Below are 20983 nucleotides of genomic sequence, written 5' to 3' on the forward strand. Positions count from 1 at the left end.
ACTAAATAGGCCCACACAATTGCGCACATCTTCTTGTGGGTGGCTACAATGAGCGCCAGAAAGAGACACGCAATGATCCGGCCATCACCGGGGAGCGTTCCGGAAGAACGGCCGCGGCTACTAAAGCTCGCAGCTCACTAGACCCGGACTTCACCACAAACGAAGAGGGAGTCCGTACATGGGTTCCAAGCGGGGTGGTACCGCGCAGTGATTCAGTGAACTGCGTCCCCGCACGGCAGCAACAGTGTGAGTGAAGGATCGGATTATGAGCAGCAACACCGCCGGCCGTGCGTACCCCAAGGTGGATATGACCGGGGGATCCAACAAGTTCCCCGACATGGAGCGCATCGTTCTGGAGTATTGGCAGAAGGACTCCACCTTCCAAGCCAGCCTGGACAACAGGGAAAACTGCGAGGAGTACGTCTTCAACGACGGGCCCCCGTTTGCCAACGGTCTACCGCACTACGGCCACTTGCTCACCGGGTACGTCAAGGACATCGTTCCGCGTTTCCGCACGATGACCGGCTACCACGTGCCGCGCGTCTTCGGCTGGGATTGCCACGGTTTGCCCGCTGAGCTCGAGGCGGAGAAGCAGCTGGGCATCACTGACAAGGCCCAGATCGAAGATATGGGCTTGGCTAAGTTCAACGAGTACTGCGGCCAGTCCGTCATGCACTATGCGGGCGAGTGGGAGGACTACGTCACCCGCCAGGCGCGCTGGGTGGACTTTGAGAATGGCTACAAGACGATGGACATCGAGTACATGGAGTCCGTCATGTGGGCGTTCAAGGAGCTCTATGACAAAGGCCTGATCTACCAGGGCTTCCGTGTCCTGCCGTACTCCTGGGCTGAGCACACACCGCTGTCGAACCAGGAGACGCGTCTCGACGATTCTTACAAGGAACGCCAGGATCCCACCGTCACTGTCACGCTGCCCATCACCGGTGCACGCGCGGGCTTCAAGGCGGAGCAGACGCTTGCTGAGCACCCAGAGCTTATCGACGCCAACGCGCTCGCCTGGACCACCACCCCCTGGACCCTGCCCTCGAACCTCGCGTTGGCTGTCGGCCCGGAAATCGAATACGCACTGTGTGTCGCACACGGCGACACACAGAAAGAAAAGTACCTCATCGCGACCTCGCTCATCGGCTCGTATACAAAGGAACTGGGGGAGGACCCGGAGGTCCTCGCAACGTTCAAGGGCGCTGAGCTCGAGGGGCTGGAGTACACCCCGGTCTTCGACTACTTCGCCGATCAGCCGAACGCGTTCATGATCCTCGTTGCGGACTACGTCTCCACCGAGGACGGCACGGGCATCGTCCACCAGGCCCCGGCCTTCGGTGAGGACGATATGATCACCTGCGAGAAGTACGGCATCGGCCTGGTCATCCCCGTTGACGCCGACGGCAAGTTCACCAGCCAGGTGCCCGAGTACGAGGGCCAGCTCGTTTTCGACGCCAACCGTGACATCATCCGCGACCTGAAGGCTCGCGGCCGCGTCTTCCAGGACAAGGTGATCGTCCACTCCTACCCGCACTCCTGGCGCTCCGGTGAGCCTCTGATCTACATGGCGCTGCCTGCGTGGTTTGTGAAGGTCACCGACATCCGTGACCGCATGGTGGAGCTGAACCAGACCATCGAATGGATCCCGGAGCACGTCCGCGACGGCCAGTTCGGTAAATGGCTGGAAGGCGCACGCGACTGGAACATCTCCCGTACCCGTTACTGGGGCTCCCCGGTGCCCGCCTGGGTCTCGGACAACCCGGACTACCCGCGTGTGGACGTTTATGGCTCCCTCGATGAGTTGGAGGCGGACTTCGGCATGCGCCCCGAGTCGCTGCACCGCCCGTACATCGACGAACTGACCCGCCCGAACCCGGACGACCCGACAGGCCAGTCCACGATGCGTCGCGTACCGGATGTGCTCGACTGCTGGTTCGAATCTGGCTCCATGCCGTTTGCGCAGTACCACTACCCGTTCGAGAACGTTGAAGAGTTCGACACCCGCCAGCCGGCCGACTTCATCGTCGAATACTCCGGCCAGAGCCGCGGCTGGTTTTACGTCCAGCACGTGCTGTCTACCGCACTGTTTGATCAAGTCGCGTTCAAACAGGTCGTTGCGCACGGCATCGTGTTGGGCGACGACGGACAGAAAATGTCCAAGTCGAAAGGCAATTACCCGAACATCTACGAGGTCTTCGACCGCGACGGCTCTGACGCCATGCGCTGGTTCCTCATGTCCTCGCCGATTCTGCGCGGCGGCAACCTCATTGTCACCGAGCAAGGGATCCGTGACGGCGTGCGCCAGGCAATCCTGCCGATCTGGAACGCCTACACCTTCCTCCAGCTCTACTCTGATCGGGAGACGCAGTGGGACACCAGCTCGGATAACGTGCTGGACCGCTACATCCTGGCCAAGCTCCACGACATGGTGGGCAACGTGCGCGCAGCGCTTGACGCAACGGACATCTCTGGCGCGTGCGATGAGGTCCGCGTCTTCGCCGACACCTTGACCAATTGGTACGTCCGTCGCTCCCGCGACCGTTTCTGGGCGGGCCAGGACGAGCACCCGGAGGCATTCAACACGCTCTACACGGTGCTGGAGGTCCTGTGCCGGGCAGCTGCCCCGCTTTTGCCGTACATCACGGAGGTCATGTGGCGCGGTCTCACGGGCGAGCGTTCGGTCCACCTCACCGACTACCCGGACGCGGACCAGTTCCCGGCCGATGCCGAGCTCGTTGCTGCAATGGACGCGACGCGCTCGGTGTGCTCGGCGGCGTCGTCGCTACGCAAGGCGAAGAAGCTGCGCAACCGCCTGCCGCTGCCTGCGCTGAAGGTGGCGCTACCGGAGGCGAAGTCCTTGGAGCCGTTCACTGATGTGATCCGCGACGAAGTCAACGTGAAGAACGTCGAGCTGACCACGGACGTCGACTCTGCAGGCTCGTTCGAAGTCGTCGTGAACGCCAAGGTGGCGGGCCCGACCTTGGGCAAGGATGTGCAACGCGCGATCAAGAACGTCAAGGCCGGCAATTACGTTCACGACGGCGCAAACGTCGTTGTCGACGGCGATATCGTGCTCACTCCAGAGCTCTACACCGAGCGTCTTGTTGCTGCGGACCCGGATTCGACCGCACGCATCGAGGGCAAGGACGGGCTCGTGGTGCTGGATGACACGGTCACGGAAGAGCTCGAGGCCGAAGGCTGGGCTGCTGACGTGATCCGTGGCCTGCAGGATGCCCGCAAGAAGGAGGGACTGGACGTTTCCGACCGGATCACCGTCACGCTCTACGTTCCGGCCGCTAAGGAGCAGTGGGCGAACCAGCACGCCGATCACATTGCGGCAGAGACCTTGGCCACGCAGTTGTCTGTCGCTACCGACGGTGCCGGTGCCCACGAGGTGCTCGACGGCGTCACAGCATCGGTGGCTAAGAACGGCTAAGTGACCGCGGCGAGCCATGAGCGGGCTGAATTCTGCTTGAATGGCGGCATGGGTAGGTCTCCGTCTTTGTTCGTGGTCAACCTCCCGGACGACGCGCGGGCCCACAAGGATCTCCAGTGGGCGCGCAAGCATTCGGTGCTCGGTTTCACCAGCCGCTTTCGGGATCAGCCCGAGGCGGGTGACATCCTCATGCTGTGCACCGGTGTGAAGACGGGCAAACGGAAGGCTGTCGGCCACGTTCTCTTGGCCGTCGTTGTCAGCGCGCCGTTCCACCCCGATAAGGAAATTCCGCCAGTCAACCTGTCATGGCCGTCTGAGGTGGAGGAGCGCAAGCGCAAGTACATCCGCCGGGTTCCTGTGTCCTTCTTCGCGGAGCAACAGGACAATGATGCAGCCAAGCTCGCGCCGCTTTTCGACGCTTTGCGCCGCTCCGGCAAAAACGGCACCCCGCGCAAAGTCGAGGCGTCACCGGAGGATCTTGACACCATTGCACGAAACTTCTGGTTTGGCAGCTGGGCGGAGTTGGAGCGCGCTACGTCCTTCCCGTTTCGCGCGATCGACACGCTGGTGGCCCGCGCAGAGGACTCAGCCCGGGCACATTTCGAATCGGAGGGATGGGACGTCATTCACGTCGGCCACCCGCACAACTTCCTGTGCCGAAGGGGCGGGGAGGAAAAGCGCGTCACGGTCAAAGTGTCCGACACCGCTTCGATCCGTCTCGACCCTTCAGAGCTGGCCAGCGCGCGCCAGCAGACCACCGATCTCGTCGTTGTCAGCTCCGACGACGACTTGCGCATCCTGCCGGACTGGCACCCGCTGGATGCAGACCTCACCACTTCCGAATTCGAGTACCACCTGCCTGAAGGATGACAGAACTTACCCGTTGGGTCCTCCATATCGACATGGACGCGTTCTACGCGTCCTGCGAGCAACTGACCCGCCCCACACTCAAGGGCCGCCCTGTCCTCGTCGCTGGCGTGACAGGTAGGGGAGTTGTCGCCGGAGCGAGCTATGAAGCCCGGAAATTCGGGGCGCGCTCTGCCATGCCCACATACCGTGCCACTCGGCTCGTCGGTCCGCAGGCAGTCCTGGTCACCCCGCGTAGAAAGGTCTACACCACCGCGTCGCGGCGCGTGTTCGAGATCATCGCCCGCCATGTCGACGTGGTGGAACAGCTCTCGATCGATGAGGCCTTCATGGAGCCGCACGAGCTCCAAGGCGCGACCGCCGACGAGGTCCGCGACTGGGCGAACACCCTGCGCGACCAGATCCGTGAGGAGACGGGTCTGCCCAGTTCCATCGGTGCAGGCAGTGGCAAGCAGTACGCCAAGATCGGCTCCGGGTTGGCCAAGCCCGATGGCACCTACATCATTCCGAAAGCTCAGCAAACGGACATTCTCCATCCCCTGCCCGTCAAGGAACTGTGGGGTGTTGGGCCGGTGACAGGGGCGAAACTCACAGGCGCTGGAATCGAGACCATCGGCGACTTTGCGGCGATGACGGAGAGGGAAGTGGATATTGCGTTGGGGGGAGTCGTCGGCAAGCAATTGTGGATGCTCGCACGCGGCATCGACGAACGTGAGGTGAAACCCCGCGCCGAGTCGAAGCAAATTTCCGCGGAGCACACATATCCGCAGGATTTGACCACGACAGCAGATGTCGAGGCTGCCATCAGGCGCGCGGCATCCGAGGCGCACCGCCGGTTGCTTATCGACGGCCGCGGCGCCCGAACCGCCACCGTCAAACTGAAAATGGCCGACTTTCGTATTGAGTCCCGCTCAACAACATTGCCGTACGCGACCGATGACCTCGAGACCCTCATCGCCGCCGCGTTCCGGATTGCCCGCTACCCAGATGAGGTCGGCCCGGTCCGCTTGGTGGGGGTGGGGTTCTCGGGCCTCGAAGACGTCATGCAGGACACCCTGTTTCCGGAGTTGGACCAGGCCATCACCCCGCACCGCGTCATTCCGGAGGAAACCGGCGTGAGCGAGCTGGCGGATGAACCTCTGCCGACGTTCTCGCACACCGAGCAGTCCGGGTGGGCCGCCACCCAAGACGTGTTCCACCCCGAGCACGGCCATGGGTGGATCCAAGGAGCAGGTCATGGGTTTGTCACAGTCCGGTTTGAAACCCGGGCCACGGGTCCGGGGAAGGTGCGCAACTTCCGTGCCGACGACCCTGACCTCGTCCCGGCCGACCCAGTCGACTCTCTGGCCTGGGACGACTGGCTCGAGAAACAGGACGACTAGGCTCAGCCGAACACGGTCTTAGGGTCGAGCCCCGCCCGCAGCGCTACCGCCAGAGCCATCCGAGCTTGTCCTGCCCGCAGCGGCCCGGATGGGATCGCGCCGAGCGCACCTAGGGTGCTGCCGCCGCCGGGGCCGCCATAGGCGAACTCGACGGTGCCGCAGGGCACAGACGTGGTGACCACCACCGGCACTGTCTGCAGGGCGGCCTCAATCGCTGTGCCCATCGCATCCGAGACGTTGCCGGCGCCGAGTGCCTCCACCACGATCCCGTCCGCGCCGGAGCGCACCGCAAAGTCGATGAGCTCACCACCCGCGCCGGGCCACGCGCGGATGATCGGGATGTGCACGCCCGCAAGTGTCACTGGTGCAACCGGTTCGGGCCGCGACGATGGGTTGGCGGAGAACGGCGACATCTCCGCGGTGTCGCGCTTGAACAGCCCCCGCGCCGGGAGCACATCGCCCACGCACACGAGGACCCCGCCAGCGCTGTTGTCAGGATCGTGTGCGAGTTCGATCGCCCGCCTCAGGTTGCCCGCCCCGTCTTCGGTGCCCATCGCGCCCGTCACCACGACCGGCTTGGCCGAAGTGTGGAAGAGGTCCAGCACGAGCGCTGTGTCTGCCAGGGAATCTGTGCCGTGGGTGACCACTACGCCGGTAACGGAGTCGTCGTCAAGCTGGGCGTGAACCTCCGCGACGAGATTGTCCACATCCGCCAACGTCATGGAGGAGGAGTCAACAGACTGCACGTCCACAGGGCGGCAGGGCACCCCGGGCGCGGCCCGCTCGATAAGGTCTGCAGCGGTCAGTTGCGGTACCAAGGCGCCGGTGTCGTCCGGGACGCAGGCGATCGTCCCGCCGGTGGCAATCACAGCAATTGTGCTCATATCTCAAGGTTGCCACAGGCGTGCCAATTTGAGCTGGCATGCACAAGCGGTAACGTTGACCCAGTTAAGGGAACAGAAGGAGAGATAGTGAAAGCACGCAAACTTATCGCCGTCACCGCCGCGTTCGGTGCAGCGTTGAGCCTGGCCGCCTGCTCCGACGAGGAGAACGGCGCAGAAGAAACTGCCGTGGCCACCGAAACCAACGTGGCCACCGAGCAGGCCGCTCCTGCCGAGATGCCCAATGCTGCGCAGCTCAACGAGATCCTGGCCCGCGCCACCGACCCGAACCTTCCGATGGAGGAGCGCACCCGCACCGTCCAGGGCGGCGAGAACGCTGTCGAGCTGTTCGACGTCATGACGAAGGCCAAGCAGGAGTCCGGCGCCGACTTCCAGGTCGTCGAGCCGATTCTACCCGGCTACACCCCGAACGAAGTTCTCGCAGCCGTGAACTTCACCCAGCCGGAGCAAGGCCCCTCCGTCGCAGAGAACGTGTCCTTCGTCTACGAGGGCGGGGCTTGGAAGCTGTCCCAGTCGTGGGCGTGCATCCTGATCCGCAACACCGTGGCCCCGGAACAGGTCCCGCAGATGTGCGAGGCAACTCCGGAGGGTGAGGGCGTTGCTCCCGCACCTGCACCCGAGGGTGCGCCTGCACCTGCTCCGGAGGGCGCTCCGGCACCCGCACCAGGCGGCGCACCGGCACCTGCTCCCGAGGGTGCCCCGGCACCGGCTCCTGAAGGTGCTCCGGCACCGGCACCTGCTCCCGGCGGTGCACCGGCACCGGCCCTCTAAGCTTCCGGGTTTTCTTCGCGCCACACCTCTTCCGTCCACAGCGTGGACAGGGTGAGGATCGTGGCGCGATTGTCTTTCTGCTCAATGCGCCGCCGCCAGTTGCGGCGGACCCACCGGTCGTGGGAGGTCATGATGACTGTGCCCTCGAAATCCAGCAATGCCTCTTCGAGTTCTTCGGCGAGGACGAGGGAGAGGTGGTTGGTCGGCTCGTCGAGAAGCAGTAGATCCGGCGGGTTGGACAGGATCAGGCCCAGCGAAACACGGCGGCGTTGACCTAAGGACAAGTCGTCGAGGGGTTGTGCGGCCTGCTCTTCCGTCATCAATCCCATCTCGACGATGCTCGGCAGAATGTCGGCGGGGGTGCGCGACAGATCGGTCCAGTCGTCGTCCTGCTCCAGGCGTGCAACAGTCATTTCATCGGGCATGATGATTTCGCCGTTGTAGTCGGTGAGTTCGCCGTCGATGATTTTCAGCAGCGTCGACTTGCCCGACCCGTTCGGGCCTTCGACAAGTAGCTGCTGGCCCGGCTGAACTTTGATGCTCAGCGGAGCGAGCCGGTCCGGGACGGAGAGGTTCTTCGTCACTACGGCAGGGACTCCCAGCGATGTCGCGGTGTGCTCCGGCAGGCCCTGGAAGCGCAGCCGCTTCGGCGGTGCCGGGATTTGGTAGCGCTCGAGTTTCTCCAGCCGCGATTCGGCTGCTTTTCGTCGGTTTCCCACCGTTTTCGCAGCCTTGTCAGCGTAGTACTTCGCGGCACTGCGGGTTTCCGTCTTAGCTTCATGCGAGTGGAACACGTCGTCCTCGGTTTGGTGGGCGGCCTTTTCCAGCCGCTCACGCTCGTGTTCCTGAGCTGCGTAGTCGGTGGCCCAGCGGGCGCGGCGCTTCTCGCGGGCCTCGAGGTAATCGGAGAAGGAGCCGGAGAATTTCGCTCCCTGCTTTGTCTCTTCACCCATACCGCCTTCAGGGCCGAGCCCAGGGTCGAGATCGACCAAGCTGTCACAGGCGGTGTCCAGGAAGTAGCGGTCGTGGGAAGCAGCCAGCACAGGCCCTTTGAATGAGGTGAGCTCGTCGACGAGGAAGTCCACTGCTTCGTCATCGAAGTGGTTCGTTGGCTCGTCGAGAACCATGGCGTCCACCGGGCGCAGCAGCAATGTGGCCAGCGCGAAGCGGCGTCGCTGCCCGCCGGACATCTCGCCGAGCGGAGTCGCCAGATCTACCCCTGCCAGACCTAAACCGGCCAGCACGGTGGCAATGCGCGCATCCAGTTCCCACACGCCGGAATTCTCCGCCCGTGTCAGAGCCACATCGAAGCGTTCCGCCAGTCCGGCATCAGCGGGGTTGTCCGCCATTTGCTCCGACAAGGCTCCGATCTCGCGCTCAACGCCGCGGAGTTCGTCCACGGCGGCGTCGATAAGCTCCGACGCGGGGGATGTGAACGGCAGTGAAGTCTCTTGGGCGATGAACCCCGTCACAGGCGGCGTGATGATCGTGCCTGCGGTCGGCTTGTTATCGCCGGCGATAAGGGAGAGCAACGTCGACTTGCCGGAGCCGTTCTCGCCGATCAGCCCCGTGACAGAACCGGGCGGCACGGCAAAGGAGATATCGGTGAGTACGCGGTGGCCGTCGGGGTAGGAAAAGGAGACTCCGTCAAGTCCGATGTGCAGCGGGGCAGGCATGTTATTTCCCGTAGGTCGTTGCGGTGGTCACGTCCTGGACCACTTTGAAATCGGGGTTGGGGCCGTTGTAGACGGTGCGGGTCGTCGCGGCGTTCTGGCCCTGCGTGGGCAGCGGTTTCGTGAGGTCCACTGTGATGGTCGCGTCGGACGTGGTCGACCACTCGTCAGCCGTCAACGTGCCGCCGGCCTGGGTGTCGTCGATGGTGAGCTCTGTCTCCGTCGGCTCGTCTTCGATGTCGAGGGACAGGACGACGGTGTCACCATCGAGGGAGTCCACGGTGTAGCGCGTTGTGCGCAGCATGCGGGCACCACCGATCGTGCGCGTCTGCACAGTCCACGTCGCCCCCTCGCCGACGGGCTCAATGGGAAAGACGGGCTGGGCGGCAAGAACCTGGAGCAGAGCACTCTCAACAATGGCGCGCCCTTCGTCCGAGCTGCCCTCCGGTGGAAGCAACTTGATGTCCTGGATATTGCCGTGGACGTCATGGCGCCACCGCATGCGGAAGTCCTCCGCGGTGAGGGCATCCGTGCCGGCATCAAGGTTCGAATACTTCGGCTCACCGACCCTCGCCTCGGAGGCATCGTCTGCGATGTAGATAGTCAACGGCAGCGTGACCTTGTCCACGTCACCGCCGGCGGGGGCCTCGGGGTCGACGCTGTCGGTGGCTACAGCGCCTTGAGCGACGCCGTAGGAGACCTCAACGGTCGTGGTTTGCTCCCCGCCTGAATACACCAGCTTACGCTTCTCACCGTCGCCCTGGTCCTCCAGAGTCACGGTGGCGGTATCGACCTCGAAGGCTGGGACATCGTCCATCGGGTCGGTTTTCGCGCATGCGCTCAGCCCGAGCGATGCGGCAAGCAGCAGGGAAAGGAACCGATATCTCACACATCGAACCTACCGCACTGCCATGCGACTACAGTAAGGCGACGATGACCACAGAAAGCCGAGCTACCCGCACCCGCCCTTATGTTCCGCTCATCGTGAGCGTCATGGCCGCGGTCGGTGTGATCGATCAAATCCTCAAACAGACCATGGTCACGGTGCTCACCCCGGGTGAGCCGGTGTATCTCATCGGCGACTGGTTCCGTCTTTACCTGCTGTTCAACCCCGGCGCGGCCTTCTCCATGGGCCAGAACTCCACGTGGATCTTCACCACGATCCAGCTCGTCTTCGTCGTCGGCGCGCTCCTTGTGGCCCCGCGGATCCGGGATAAGTGGGAGGCGCTGGGCATCGCGCTCATCGCCGGCGGCGCGCTGGGCAACCTCATCGACCGCCTGTTCCGCGATCCGGGATTCTGGTTCGGGCACGTGGTGGATTACATCTCCATCGGCAGCTTCGCGGTGTTCAACGTCGCGGACATCGCCATCAACGTTGGAGTGGCGGTCTTTGTGCTCTCCTTGTTCCTGGGGGACAACAATGAAGAGGACAAAGACGGGGGCAGCAATGAGTAGGTACCGTTCGCTCGTTGTTCCGGAGGGGCTCGACAGCATGCGTGTCGACGCTGCCGTGGCCAAAGCATTCGGTCTGTCGCGCACTGTCGCGGCTGAGCTCATTGAAGCGGGCGAGGTGCTTATCGACGGCTCCCGCGTGACCAAATCCGACCGCGTCTCCACCGGGCATAGCCTCGAGGTGACCTTGCCGGAGCCGAAGCAGGCGCCGATGCCGAAGGAGGAGATCGTTGAAGGTCTGACGGTGCTGTACGACGATGATGACGTCATTGTCGTGGACAAGCCCGTCGGCGTCGCCGCGCACCCGACGCTGGGTTGGGACGGCCCCACGGTGGTGGGCGGGCTGCAAGCCATGGGCTACCAGTTGCCTGATGCAGGCCCGCCGGAGCGTAAAGGTATTGTGCAGCGGCTCGACGTGGGTACCTCGGGTGTCATGGTCGTGGCCAACTCGATCCCGGGATACTCGGTGCTCAAGCGCGCGTTCAAAGAGCGCACGGTGGAGAAGACTTATCACGCCGTCGTGCAGGGTTTGCCCGATCCGATCGTGGGAACGATCGACGCGCCGATTGGCCGGCACCCGTCGTCGGGGTGGAAGTTCGCCGTCACCGCAGACGGGCGTCACTCAGTCACCCATTACGAGGTTCTCGAGGCGTTCCGGGAAGCAAGCCTGCTGGAAGTCCACTTGGAAACGGGACGCACGCACCAGATCCGCGTCCACATGTCCTCGGTGGGCCACCCCTGCGTGGGGGACCCGATGTACGGCTCCGACCCGAACTTGGGCAAGCGGCTGGGGCTGATCCGGCAGTGGTTGCACGCCACTGCACTCGGTTTCGTCCACCCCGGCACCGGAGCGTGGATGGAAGTGGAGTCACCCTATCCACCCGACCTTCAGCACGCAGTGGACGTGCTGCGGGCATGAGAAAGTTCCCCACTGCACTGACCGCCGTCATCGGGGTGCTCGCTGTCTCGGTGGTTCTCATCACCGGGATCTGGCTGTTGGGAACCCGTACCGGATTTGAACCGGCGCCCCAAGGCGACCAGCTCGGTCCAGACGCGGGGGAGAGTGCGCAGGAATATGCGCAGCGAGCGTCGATAAGCATGCGCAGCGCTCCGGGCGACGAACCTGCCTTTGCCCTGGTCACGTTCTCACCGGCTTTGAGCGCGGAAGAGGCCGCGGATGTCTTGGAGCCCATTGGTCGAGTGAACGCGATTCTGCCGCCCGAGTCGCATCCGCTGCCTGTCGGGGAGGGCGACCGCGCGCACAATTTCACCGTGGCAACCGAAGAAGACCTTGCCGGAGTAGTCGTGTGGGACACCGGCGATGCGTTGCGCCAGATCGCCGACAACGAGCGGGTGTGGTCCGTCGAGGCGCTTCCTCCCGATGCCGTGTGGGGGGCTTTTGCCATTCGCCCCGTCGATACTCTCGGGGTGAACTGTGAGGGTGACGGTGTAATGTTAAGAAGAGCTTGAAGCCCAAGCCCCTGTTTGATCGATGATCAGGAGATGACATTGCCTTCTTTCCGCACCGCCCGTAAAACGGGAGTGTCCCTGGCTGCTGCCTCGACCCTATTTTTTGCCTCGGCCTGCGGCATGGGCGGCGGGGGAGATGCCGCCTCCGGTGACCTCGGCTCCGGCGACTACCAGGTCGTTGCGAAAGAAGGCGTGGTCAACAGCATTGTCGTCGACGGGTCCGTCGCGCCGATCAAGCAGGCTGGCATCTCCTCCGCTATGGCAGCACCCGTTGAGAAAATTCACGTGCAGCTGGGCGACAAGGTGAAAAAGGGCCAGCTCCTGGTCACCATGGACACCTCTGCCGGCCCGCAGCTGCAAAGCCAGGGTGCTGGGGCGGAAGCGCTTGAAATGGATGCTGCGGGCAGCCTGCACGAGACCCTCTTGGATGCCGGCAGTGCCATCGAGAACTGCCTGAAACCGTTACTGCCGGGCCACCCGAAACCCGGTAAACCGTGCGCCCCGCCTCCGCCCCCGCAGGGACAGCCGGCAGAGCCGGGCAATTCTGGTCCGAGCAGGGAAGAGGTCGAGCGTGCGCTGGGTGAAGCCCACGCGCAAGGCCGCGAGCAGGGGCAGCGCGAAGCACAGCAGGCCATTGAGCAGCAGATGATGGACGCGCAGGGTGCTCCGGGTGCCCCAGGTGCCCCAGGCGCCCCGGGCGTTCCTGACCCAGGAATGGGTGATCCGGCAGCTGATCCGGCCACACAAGAAATGCTCATGCAGCAGCAGGCTCAGGCGCAGGCCGAAGAAAGCATCCAGGAATACGAGACACCAGATCCGGAAATCTACGCCCCCATGGACGGCGTGGTGACCAAGATCGAGGCGGAGGAGGGATCGCCGGCCGCGGGCGGCCTGATGACCGTGTCCGATACCTCGCGCTTCCTCGTCCGCGCCAACGTGCGCGAGTCCGATGTGGCCAACGTGCGCGAAGGAAACCGCGTCACCTTCACCACCCCGGTGACCGATGACAAGGAGTTTGAGGGCCGCGTGCGCCGCGTTGCCCCCATGGCTGACGGTGATCCCGCTGGAGCCGGCGCTGAAGCCGCCGCGCGCGCGATGCAGGGCCAGGGCGGCGACAAGAAGGACACCGGTGTCACCTTCCCGGTGGAGATCGAGGTGACCGGCGATACCAAAGACCTGCGCTTGGGAGCGTCCGCGCGTGTGGAGATCATCACCGACGAAAGCCCGGACGGCTTGAGCATCCCGCGCGACGCGGTGTTCGACGGCAACAAGGTGCTCGTGTTCGCCCGCGAGAACGAGGACGCCACCACGGGCAAGATCGAAGAGCGCACCGTGGAAACTGGGGTGAAGAACGACACCGACATCGCTGTCACCGGTGGAGACCTGAAAGAGGGCGACACGGTCATCGCCTGGCCGGATGATTATCGCGATCGCATCGGTGAAGAAGTGACCATCGCCGATGACACATCCGCTGACAAGTCCGGTGACAAACCCGCCGATAAGTCCGCGCAGGAGTAACCACCGTGACGGAAACTCCCGCAGCTGACCAGCCGCAGCTGGTCAAGATTGATCCTGACCAGCTCATTTTCATGCGCGGCATCATCAAGAAGTACAACGAAGGCAAAGACACCGAGCTCACGGTGCTTCACAGCATCGACTTCGACACCAAACAGGGTGAGTTCGTCTCCATTGTGGGCCCGTCCGGTTGCGGTAAATCGACCCTGATGAACCTCATCGGCATGCTGGATAAGCCCACCCACGGCGGTTACGCCTTCAACGGTGAAGATGTCTTCCAGAAAAACGACACGGAACTGGCGACGTACCGCTCCCAAAACATCGGCTTCATCTTTCAGAACTTCAATTTGATCGGCCGCATCAATGCGCTGCAAAACGTTGCGATGCCGATGATGTACGCGGGCGTCGGCAAGCGTGAGCGCGAAGAACGCGCCGCAGAGCTGCTCGAGATTGTCGGCATGGGTGACCGCCTCACGCATGAACCGAATGAGCTTTCCGGTGGTCAGAAGCAGCGCGTGGCTATTGCCCGCAGTCTGGCGAACGACCCGGATCTGCTGCTTGCGGACGAACCGACGGGCGCCCTGGACTCCCAAACCGGACGCATGGTCATGGATCTTTTCCACCGTCTCAATCAGGACTACGGCAAAGCCATCGTCTTCATCACCCACAACCCAGACCTGGTTGAAGAAACGCAGCGGATTGTGGAAATGAAGGACGGCCACGTTGTAGATGTGCGCGCAGGAGGTGCCCATGGAGCTGCGTGAATCAATCAACCTGGCCACAAGTAGCCTGCGCACGAATAAACTGCGCTCCATTTTGACCCTGCTGGGCATCATCATCGGCATCATGGCCGTGATCATCATCATGACGCTCGGCCGCGGCCTGCAGAACCAGGTGATGAGTGGTCTGGAAGACATCGGCGCGTCCCGGCACGTGGTGATGATCGCCCAAACTCCAGACGAAGAAGAAGCGATGCCGGAAGATGAGTTCTCCGGCGGCATGGACATGCCGGTCGATGATGAGTCCGACATGGTCTCTATCGACGATCTCGGCGAGATCCGGGAGCATTTCGGTGAGCGGGTCATCGGAACGGATATCTCCGAGATGGTTCCTGCGGAGACGAAATACGGTGAGAAGACAGCGTCTGCCGATATCAATCCGGTGCTTGCGGATTCCTTGGGCGTTCGCGCCATCAACGTTGAATTCGGTCGGGGAGTGACCCAACAGGACATTGATACCGAGCGTCCCGTCGCGGTGATTTCGCAGGAGCTTGTCGACGCATTCTTTGACGGCGACGCAGCCGCCGCCCTCGGTGAGCGCATCGATATCGAAGGCGATTCCACCGGGGTGTTCACCGTGATCGGTGTCGCCGAAGCCGAGGAAGAAAGTGCCGATAGCTTCGGTCAGATGCAGGCCTATGGCCAGATCTATATCCCGTTGAGCTCGCTCGAGCGGATCGCCGAACCCATTGACAGCGTCAACATGTTCATCGTGCAGACGACGGGTGATGAGGACCCGGCTGAGTTCCGTAACGAACTGCAAAGCTACATGGACCGCCAGTACGCGCACAACGACAACGCCGAAGCGCAAGTCATCGACATGGAGTCGTCCCTCGAGGGATTCACGGCCATCTTCGGCGCCATTAGCACGGTGATCGCGTCCATCGGTGGTATTTCTCTGCTCGTCGGCGGCATCGGCGTGATGAACGTCATGCTCATCACCGTCACCGAACGCACCCGGGAAATCGGTGTGCGTAAGGCGCTCGGCGCGACCCGCCGCGACATCCGCACCCAGTTCATCGTTGAGGCAGTCATGGTGTGTCTGCTCGGTGGAATCATTGGCGTGCTACTCGGCGGCCTCATCGGCGTGTTGTCGAGCGGCTTGCTCGGCTTCATTGAAGGTGACTCCTACGGCCCGGTGGCATTCCCACCGATCGGGGCAGTGGTGTTCTCGCTGTTGTTCTCAATGGGTATCGGCGTCTTCTTCGGTTTCTACCCGGCAAACAAGGCTGCCAAGATGCAACCGATCGACGCTTTGCGCTACGAGTAGACTCTCCTCATGGCCAAAAAATCCTCCTTTGTCCACCTGCACAACCACACCGAGTTCTCCATGCTCGACGGCATGGCCAAGGTGGATCTGCTGGCGGAGGAGGTCTCCCGCCAGGGCATGCCCGCAGTCGGCATGACCGACCACGGCAACATGTTCGGGTCGAATGCGTTTTACCGCCGGATGACAGACGCGGGCATCAAGCCCATCATTGGTATCGAGGCCTACATGGCACCCGAGTCGCGCTTCAATAAGAAGCGCGTGCTGTGGGGCACTCCGGACCAGAAGGGCGATGACGTTTCCGCCTCCGGTGCGTACCTGCACCAGACCATGTTGGCGGAGAACGCGACAGGGTTGCGCAACCTGTTCCGCTTGAGCTCGCTGGCATCTTACGAAGGTCAGCTAGGTAAGTGGCCGCGTATGGATGCGGAGCTCATCGCCGAGCATGCCGACGGCATTATCGCCACGACGGGGTGCCCGTCCGGTGATGTGCAAACGCGCCTGCGATTGGGCCAGTACGACCAGGCACTCGAGGCCGCTGCGATGTGGCAGGACATCTACGGCAAGGACAACTACTTCCTCGAGCTCATGGACCACGGTCTGACCATTGAACGCCGCGTCCGTGAGGATTTGCTGCGCATCGGCGAAGCTCTAGACCTGCCGCCGTTGGTTACCAACGACTGCCACTACGTGCTGGAATCCCAGGCACCCGCCCACGAGGCGATGCTGTGTGTCCAGACTGGTAAGACGCTGCTGGACCCGGACCGGTTCAAGTTCGACGGCACCGGCTACTACATCAAGTCCGCCGAGCAGATGCGCAACGATTGGGACGACATGGTGCCCGACGGTTGCGACAACACTCTCTGGGTCGCTGAGCGCGTCGGTGACTACGGCGAGTTGTGGGAGGAGCACCCGCACGACCGCATGCCGATTGCCACCGTGCCGGAGGGGGAGACCCCGACGACGTGGCTGCGCAAGGAAGTGCACCGCGGCCTGGATGAGCGGTTCGAGGGCAAGGAGGTGCCGGAGGACTACCGCACCCGCGCCGACTACGAGATCGACGTCATCGACATGAAGGGCTACCCGTCCTACTTCCTGATCGTCGCTGAGCTGATCAAGCACGCCCGTTCCATCGGTATCCGCGTTGGTCCGGGCCGTGGTTCCGCAGCAGGTGCCCTGGTCGCGTACGCGCTGACCATCACCAATATCGATCCGATGGAGCACGGCCTGCTCTTCGAGCGTTTCTTGAACCCCGAGCGTCCGTCCGCACCCGATATCGATATTGACTTCGACGACCGCCGCCGCGGCGAGATGCTCACCTATGCAGCAGAGAACTGGGGCGAGGACAAGATCGCCCAGGTGATCACCTTCGGCACCGTGAAGACGAAGCAGGCGATCAAGGACTCCGCCAAGGTCAACTTTGGCCAGGAAGGTTTCCAGAAAGCCGACCGGATCAACGCTGCACTCCCACCGGCGATCATGGCGAAGGACATCCCGCTGTCTGGTATTACCGACCCGGAGCACGACCGCTACTCCGAGGCCACTGAAGTCCGCTCGATGATTGAGACCGACCCAGACGTGGCGAAGATTTATGAGACGGCGCGGGGTCTGGAAGGCGTCGTCAGGCAAGCGGGCGTGCACGCGTGTGCCGTGATTATGGCGTCGGTGCCGCTTATGGACCACATCCCGATGTGGAAGAGGCCTGCCGACGGCGCACTGATCACCGGTTGGGACTACCCCGCGTGTGAGGCCATCGGTCTGCTGAAGATGGATTTCCTGGGGCTGCGTAACCTCACGGTGATCGGTGACGCCATCGAGAACATTGAGAAGAACCGCGGCGAGACCATTGATCTTGAGGCATTGGACACGGACAATGAAGCGGTCTACGAGCTGCTGTCCCGTGGTGACACACTCGGTGTGTTCCAGCTCGACGGCGGCGGCATGCAGGAGCTGCTCAAGCGCATGAAGCCGACCGGCTTCAACGATATTGTCGCCTCGTTGGCGCTCTACCGTCCCGGCCCGATGGGTGTGAACGCGCACTGGGATTACGCGGACCGCAAGAACGGCCGCAAGCCGATCACTCCGATCCACCCGGAGCTGGAGGAGCCGCTCAAGGAGATTCTCGACGAGACGTACGGTCTGATCGTTTACCAAGAGCAGATCATGAACATCTCCCAGAAGGTGGCCAACTACACCGCCGGCCAAGCAGACGGCTTCCGTAAGGCGATGGGTAAGAAGAAGCCCGAGGTGCTCGCCCAGGAATACGAGAAGTTTTCCCAGGGCATGTTCGACAACGGTTACTCTAAGGCTGCTGTCGACGCTCTGTGGGGCACGATCGAGCCGTTCGCGTCCTACGCGTTCAACAAGTCCCACGCCGCTGGTTACGCGCTCGTGTCTTACTGGACGGCCTACCTGAAGGCGAACTACGCCGCGGAATACATGGCCGCTCTGCTGACCTCCGTCGGTGACAAGAAGGACAAGTCCGCGATCTACCTGGCTGACTGCAGGCACCTGGGCATCTCGGTGCTCCCGCCGGACATTAATGAGTCTGAAGAGACTTTCATGGCTGTGGACAAGGACATCCGTTACGGCCTTGCCGCGATCCGCAATGTCGGTGCAGAAGTGGTGGAGTCCATCATGGAGTCCCGCCGCACCAAGGGCGCCTTCACGAACTTCTCCGATTACCTGGACAAGGTCGATCTGCTGCCGTGCAACAAGCGCATCACTGAGTCGCTGATCAAGGCGGGCGCGTTCGACTCCCTCGGCCACCCGCGCAAGGGTCTGTTGCTGGTGTCTGACGACGCCGTCGACTCCGTGCTGACCACCAAGAAAGCCGCAGACAAGGGGCAGTTCGACCTGTTCTCTACCTTCGGTGGGGAGCAGGAGGCATCGAACGCGTTCTCCATTGAGGTGCCTGACGACGAGTGGGAGAAGAAGCACAAGCTCGCGCTCGAGCGCGAGATGCTTGGTTTGTACGTCTCGGGCCACCCGCTCGACGGTTTCGAGGAAGCCATTGACGCCCAGACCGACACTCCGCTGCCGAAGATCCTAGAAGGAGAGATGCGCCACGGTGATGAAGTGACCATCGGCGGCATTATTTCCGGCGTGGATCGGCGGTACTCGAAAAAGGACGGTTCCCCATGGGCCATCGTCACCCTCGAGGACCACCACGGTGCGCAGGTCGAAGTGCTACTGTTCAACAAGGTGTACGCGCTGGTGGCGCCGCAGATCGTGGAAGACAACATCATTCTGGTCAAGGCGCACGTGTCCATCCGCGACGACCGGATGAGCCTATTCGGCGACGACGTGAAGGTACCGGAACTCGGACCCGGCAACGGTGCGGGTTTGCCGCTGCGCCTGACTCTGAAGACTGAGCAGTGCACGATGGACAACATCCGCAAGCTCAAGCAGGTTCTGTCGAATAACCCGGGTGACTCGGATGTTTACTTGAACCTGGTCAACGGCGACCAATCCCAGCTCATGATCTTGGGAGACCACCTGAGAGTGGAACGATCCGGCAGCCTCATGGGTGACCTGAAGGCCGCCATGGGTGCCGGAGTCCTGGGATAGAAAAAGCTGGCGAGCGCATCTGCTCGCCAGCTTTAGTGCTCTGGATAACTAGCTCATCTAACTATCCAGCATGTTTCTACTTCTTGAACAGAGCCTCGAACTGCGCCTTGGCAGCCGGGTTGATCTGGATGATCAGTGCGGCGAGCTGGGTCGCCACCGTGACCACGCCTGCGAGAGCTGCGACGATGGTGGAGATGGACTCGAAGTGGTTGGAATTCAAGTACGCCTCGAGGCGGTTCAGGCCGGAAGAGCCCTCGGGGAAGCTGCCCTCCCATGGCCCCTCACTGGATGCACCGTTCTTATCCCAAGGGTCCTTATCTTCGGTTTTTTCTTCCTTCTTGCCGTCGGTGGACTCCTCGGTGTTCACCCTGGTCTGCTGCTCTGCGACTTTATCCTCCGCAGCAAAAGCGGGAGTGACGGAACTGAAGATCAGGGTGGTAGACAGGGCGGCGGCGACCAGGCCAGTGCGCTTCTTCACGGGGAAAGACTCCTTCAAAAAGTACGCGTGGAACGTACATGCAATGTGCAGTAAGTGGATTAGAAACCGCGAAGAAGTTTAGTCGCTTTCCGGGCAAAATCCAAGGGGTCTAAGATGATCTTCTATGACTTCCGCGCCTGATTTCACGCCCGTGCACGCTGCCGATATCCAGGGTGCGCAGGCTGGAATTTCCAGCGTCATTGCGCCCACCCCGTTGCAGTACTGCCCGCGTCTGTCGCAGCAGCACGGGGTGGAGGTGTACCTGAAGCGGGAAGACCTCCAGGACGTGCGGTCGTACAAGATCCGCGGCGCCTATTACAACATTTCCAACTTGAGCGATGAGGAGAAAGCGGCTGGGGTCGTCGCAGCGTCGGCAGGCAATCATGCGCAAGGGGTGGCGTACGCGTGCCGGGCGATGGGCATTGACGGAAAGATTTTCGTGCCCAAGCGGACCCCGAAGCAGAAACGCGACCGGATCATGGTCCACGGCGGGGACAGCGTGGAACTGGTGCTCGTGGGCAACAACTTCGACGAAGCCGCGGAAGCAGCGCGCCGAGATGCGGAAGAACGCGGTGCCACCCTCGTGGAGCCTTTCAACGCGCGTGACACCGTCATCGGTCAGGGCACCGTTGCGGCAGAAGTGCTCACGCAGCTGACCGGTTTCGGCAAATCGCTCGACTCCATCTTCGTCCCCGTTGGCGGTGGAGGTCTGATCGGAGGAATCGCCGCCTACCTCGCCGACATGTCGCCACGCACGGCCATCATCGGAACTGAGCCGGCAGGGGCAGCGTCCCTGGCAGCCGCGATGAACGCGGGCGGGCCGGTCACGCTCGAGGCGATTGATCCGTTCGTCGATGGGGCCGCGGTCAAGCGCATCGGCGACGTCAACTACCGCATCATCGAAGAAAACCAGGGACGCATTCACATCGTCGACGTCGATGAAGGCGCTGTGTGCACGAACATGCTGGACCTGTACCAGAACGAGGGCATCATCGCGGAGCCTGCGGGCGCGCTGTCGGTCACCGCGCTCGATGAGGTCAAGCTCGCACCAGGCAGCACGGTCGTCTGCGTCATCTCCGGCGGCAACAATGACGTGCTGCGGTACGCGGAGATCATGGAGCGCTCCCTAGTCCACCGCGGGTTGAAGCACTACTTCCTGGTCAACTTTGCTCAGGAGCCGGGCCAGCTACGCCGTTTCCTCAACGATGTGCTGGGCCCGGACGACGATATTTCGCTGTTCGAATACCTGAAGAAGAACAACCGGGAGACCGGTGCCGCGCTCGTCGGCATCGAACTGGCTCGCGCGACGGATCTCGATCCGCTGCTTGCGCGCATGGAGGATGCCTCCTTCGACTGTCAGCGCCTCATGCCGGGCACACCGGAGTACGAATTCATCGTCACCGGTTAGCGCGAGTCAG

General features: G+C 62.5%; 16 protein-coding genes. 12 read left to right on the forward strand and 4 right to left on the reverse strand.

Translation table 11 applies throughout. From position 1 onward, the window contains the following. Positions 1 to 265: 265 nt before the first annotated feature. Genes ileS through KBX19_RS06155 form a run of 3 tightly spaced genes read left to right on the forward strand, consistent with a single transcriptional unit; the run spans position 266 to position 5688 of the window. Positions 266 to 3439, forward strand: a complete 3174-nt coding sequence (gene ileS / locus KBX19_RS06145) for an isoleucine--tRNA ligase (RefSeq protein ID WP_255997901.1) — start codon at positions 266 to 268, stop codon at positions 3437 to 3439. Further along, the gene (locus KBX19_RS06150) at positions 3440 to 4309 is read left to right on the forward strand and encodes a hypothetical protein (protein ID WP_255997902.1); all 870 of its coding nucleotides are present in this window, start codon (positions 3440 to 3442) and stop codon (positions 4307 to 4309) included. Then, entirely contained in the window at positions 4306 to 5688 is a 1383-nt protein-coding gene (locus tag KBX19_RS06155; protein WP_255997904.1) for a DNA polymerase IV, read from the forward strand. Before KBX19_RS06150 ends, KBX19_RS06155 begins: the two co-directional genes overlap by 4 nt. A gap of 2 nt (positions 5689 to 5690) precedes the next feature. On the opposite strand, the gene KBX19_RS06160 is transcribed toward KBX19_RS06155, so the two are convergent. Next, positions 5691 to 6572: an asparaginase domain-containing protein gene (locus KBX19_RS06160; protein ID WP_255997905.1), complete on the reverse strand. Its 882-nt coding sequence runs from the start codon at positions 6570 to 6572 to the stop codon at positions 5691 to 5693. A gap of 87 nt (positions 6573 to 6659) precedes the next feature. Here KBX19_RS06160 and KBX19_RS06165 point away from each other — a divergent pair, with 87 nt between their 5' ends. Continuing rightward, positions 6660 to 7361 carry a hypothetical protein gene (locus tag KBX19_RS06165; protein ID WP_255997906.1) on the forward strand — a complete coding sequence of 234 codons (702 nt, stop codon included), beginning with the start codon at positions 6660 to 6662 and terminating at the stop codon, positions 7359 to 7361. Here the strand turns inward: KBX19_RS06165 and KBX19_RS06170 are convergent. Together KBX19_RS06170 and KBX19_RS06175 are read right to left on the reverse strand one after the other, a co-directional pair. After that, on the reverse strand, positions 7358 to 9037 hold the full coding sequence (locus KBX19_RS06170) for an ABC-F family ATP-binding cassette domain-containing protein (RefSeq protein ID WP_255997907.1): 1680 nt from the start codon (positions 9035 to 9037) through the stop codon (positions 7358 to 7360). The two genes, KBX19_RS06165 and KBX19_RS06170, sit on opposite strands and share 4 nt — an antisense overlap. Before the next feature lies 1 nt (position 9038). Further along, a complete protein-coding gene (locus KBX19_RS06175) occupies positions 9039 to 9923 on the reverse strand; it encodes a hypothetical protein (RefSeq protein WP_255997910.1) in 885 nt (294 codons plus the stop codon). Positions 9924 to 9967: 44 nt separating this feature from the next. On the opposite strand from KBX19_RS06175, the gene lspA reads away from it, so the two are divergent. From lspA to dnaE, 7 genes are all read left to right on the forward strand, one after another. Beyond that, positions 9968 to 10489 (forward strand): signal peptidase II, encoded by a 522-nt coding sequence (gene lspA, locus KBX19_RS06180; RefSeq protein WP_255997911.1) that lies wholly within the window; start codon positions 9968 to 9970, stop codon positions 10487 to 10489. Continuing rightward, the gene (locus KBX19_RS06185; protein ID WP_255997913.1) at positions 10482 to 11405 is read left to right on the forward strand and encodes an RluA family pseudouridine synthase; all 924 of its coding nucleotides are present in this window, start codon (positions 10482 to 10484) and stop codon (positions 11403 to 11405) included. Before lspA ends, KBX19_RS06185 begins: the two co-directional genes overlap by 8 nt. After that, complete coding sequence (locus KBX19_RS06190; protein ID WP_255997914.1) at positions 11402 to 11956, forward strand: hypothetical protein; 555 nt, start codon at positions 11402 to 11404, stop codon at positions 11954 to 11956. Before KBX19_RS06185 ends, KBX19_RS06190 begins: the two co-directional genes overlap by 4 nt. Positions 11957 to 11989: 33 nt before the next feature. Continuing rightward, a complete protein-coding gene (locus tag KBX19_RS06195; protein ID WP_255997915.1) occupies positions 11990 to 13474 on the forward strand; it encodes an efflux RND transporter periplasmic adaptor subunit in 1485 nt (494 codons plus the stop codon). Positions 13475 to 13545: 71 nt separating this feature from the next. After that, entirely contained in the window at positions 13546 to 14235 is a 690-nt protein-coding gene (locus KBX19_RS06200) for an ABC transporter ATP-binding protein (protein ID WP_255997954.1), read from the forward strand. Then, entirely contained in the window at positions 14222 to 15520 is a 1299-nt protein-coding gene (locus KBX19_RS06205; RefSeq protein ID WP_255997916.1) for an ABC transporter permease, read from the forward strand. The genes KBX19_RS06200 and KBX19_RS06205 overlap by 14 nt, the downstream gene beginning before the upstream one ends. Positions 15521 to 15529: 9 nt before the next feature. Beyond that, positions 15530 to 19087, forward strand: a complete 3558-nt coding sequence (gene dnaE, locus KBX19_RS06210; RefSeq protein WP_255997918.1) for a DNA polymerase III subunit alpha — start codon at positions 15530 to 15532, stop codon at positions 19085 to 19087. 76 nt (positions 19088 to 19163) lie between these two features. Here dnaE and KBX19_RS06215 read toward each other — a convergent pair whose 3' ends face one another. Next, positions 19164 to 19565, reverse strand: a complete 402-nt coding sequence (locus KBX19_RS06215) for a hypothetical protein (RefSeq protein WP_255997920.1) — start codon at positions 19563 to 19565, stop codon at positions 19164 to 19166. 124 nt (positions 19566 to 19689) lie between these two features. On the opposite strand from KBX19_RS06215, the gene ilvA reads away from it, so the two are divergent. Beyond that, positions 19690 to 20973, forward strand: a complete 1284-nt coding sequence (gene ilvA / locus KBX19_RS06220) for a threonine ammonia-lyase IlvA (RefSeq protein ID WP_255997921.1) — start codon at positions 19690 to 19692, stop codon at positions 20971 to 20973. The last annotated feature ends 10 nt before the right edge of the window (positions 20974 to 20983 follow it).

The organism is Corynebacterium sp. CCUG 71335, assembly GCF_024454075.1.
GTDB classification, from domain to species: domain Bacteria; phylum Actinomycetota; class Actinomycetes; order Mycobacteriales; family Mycobacteriaceae; genus Corynebacterium; species Corynebacterium genitalium.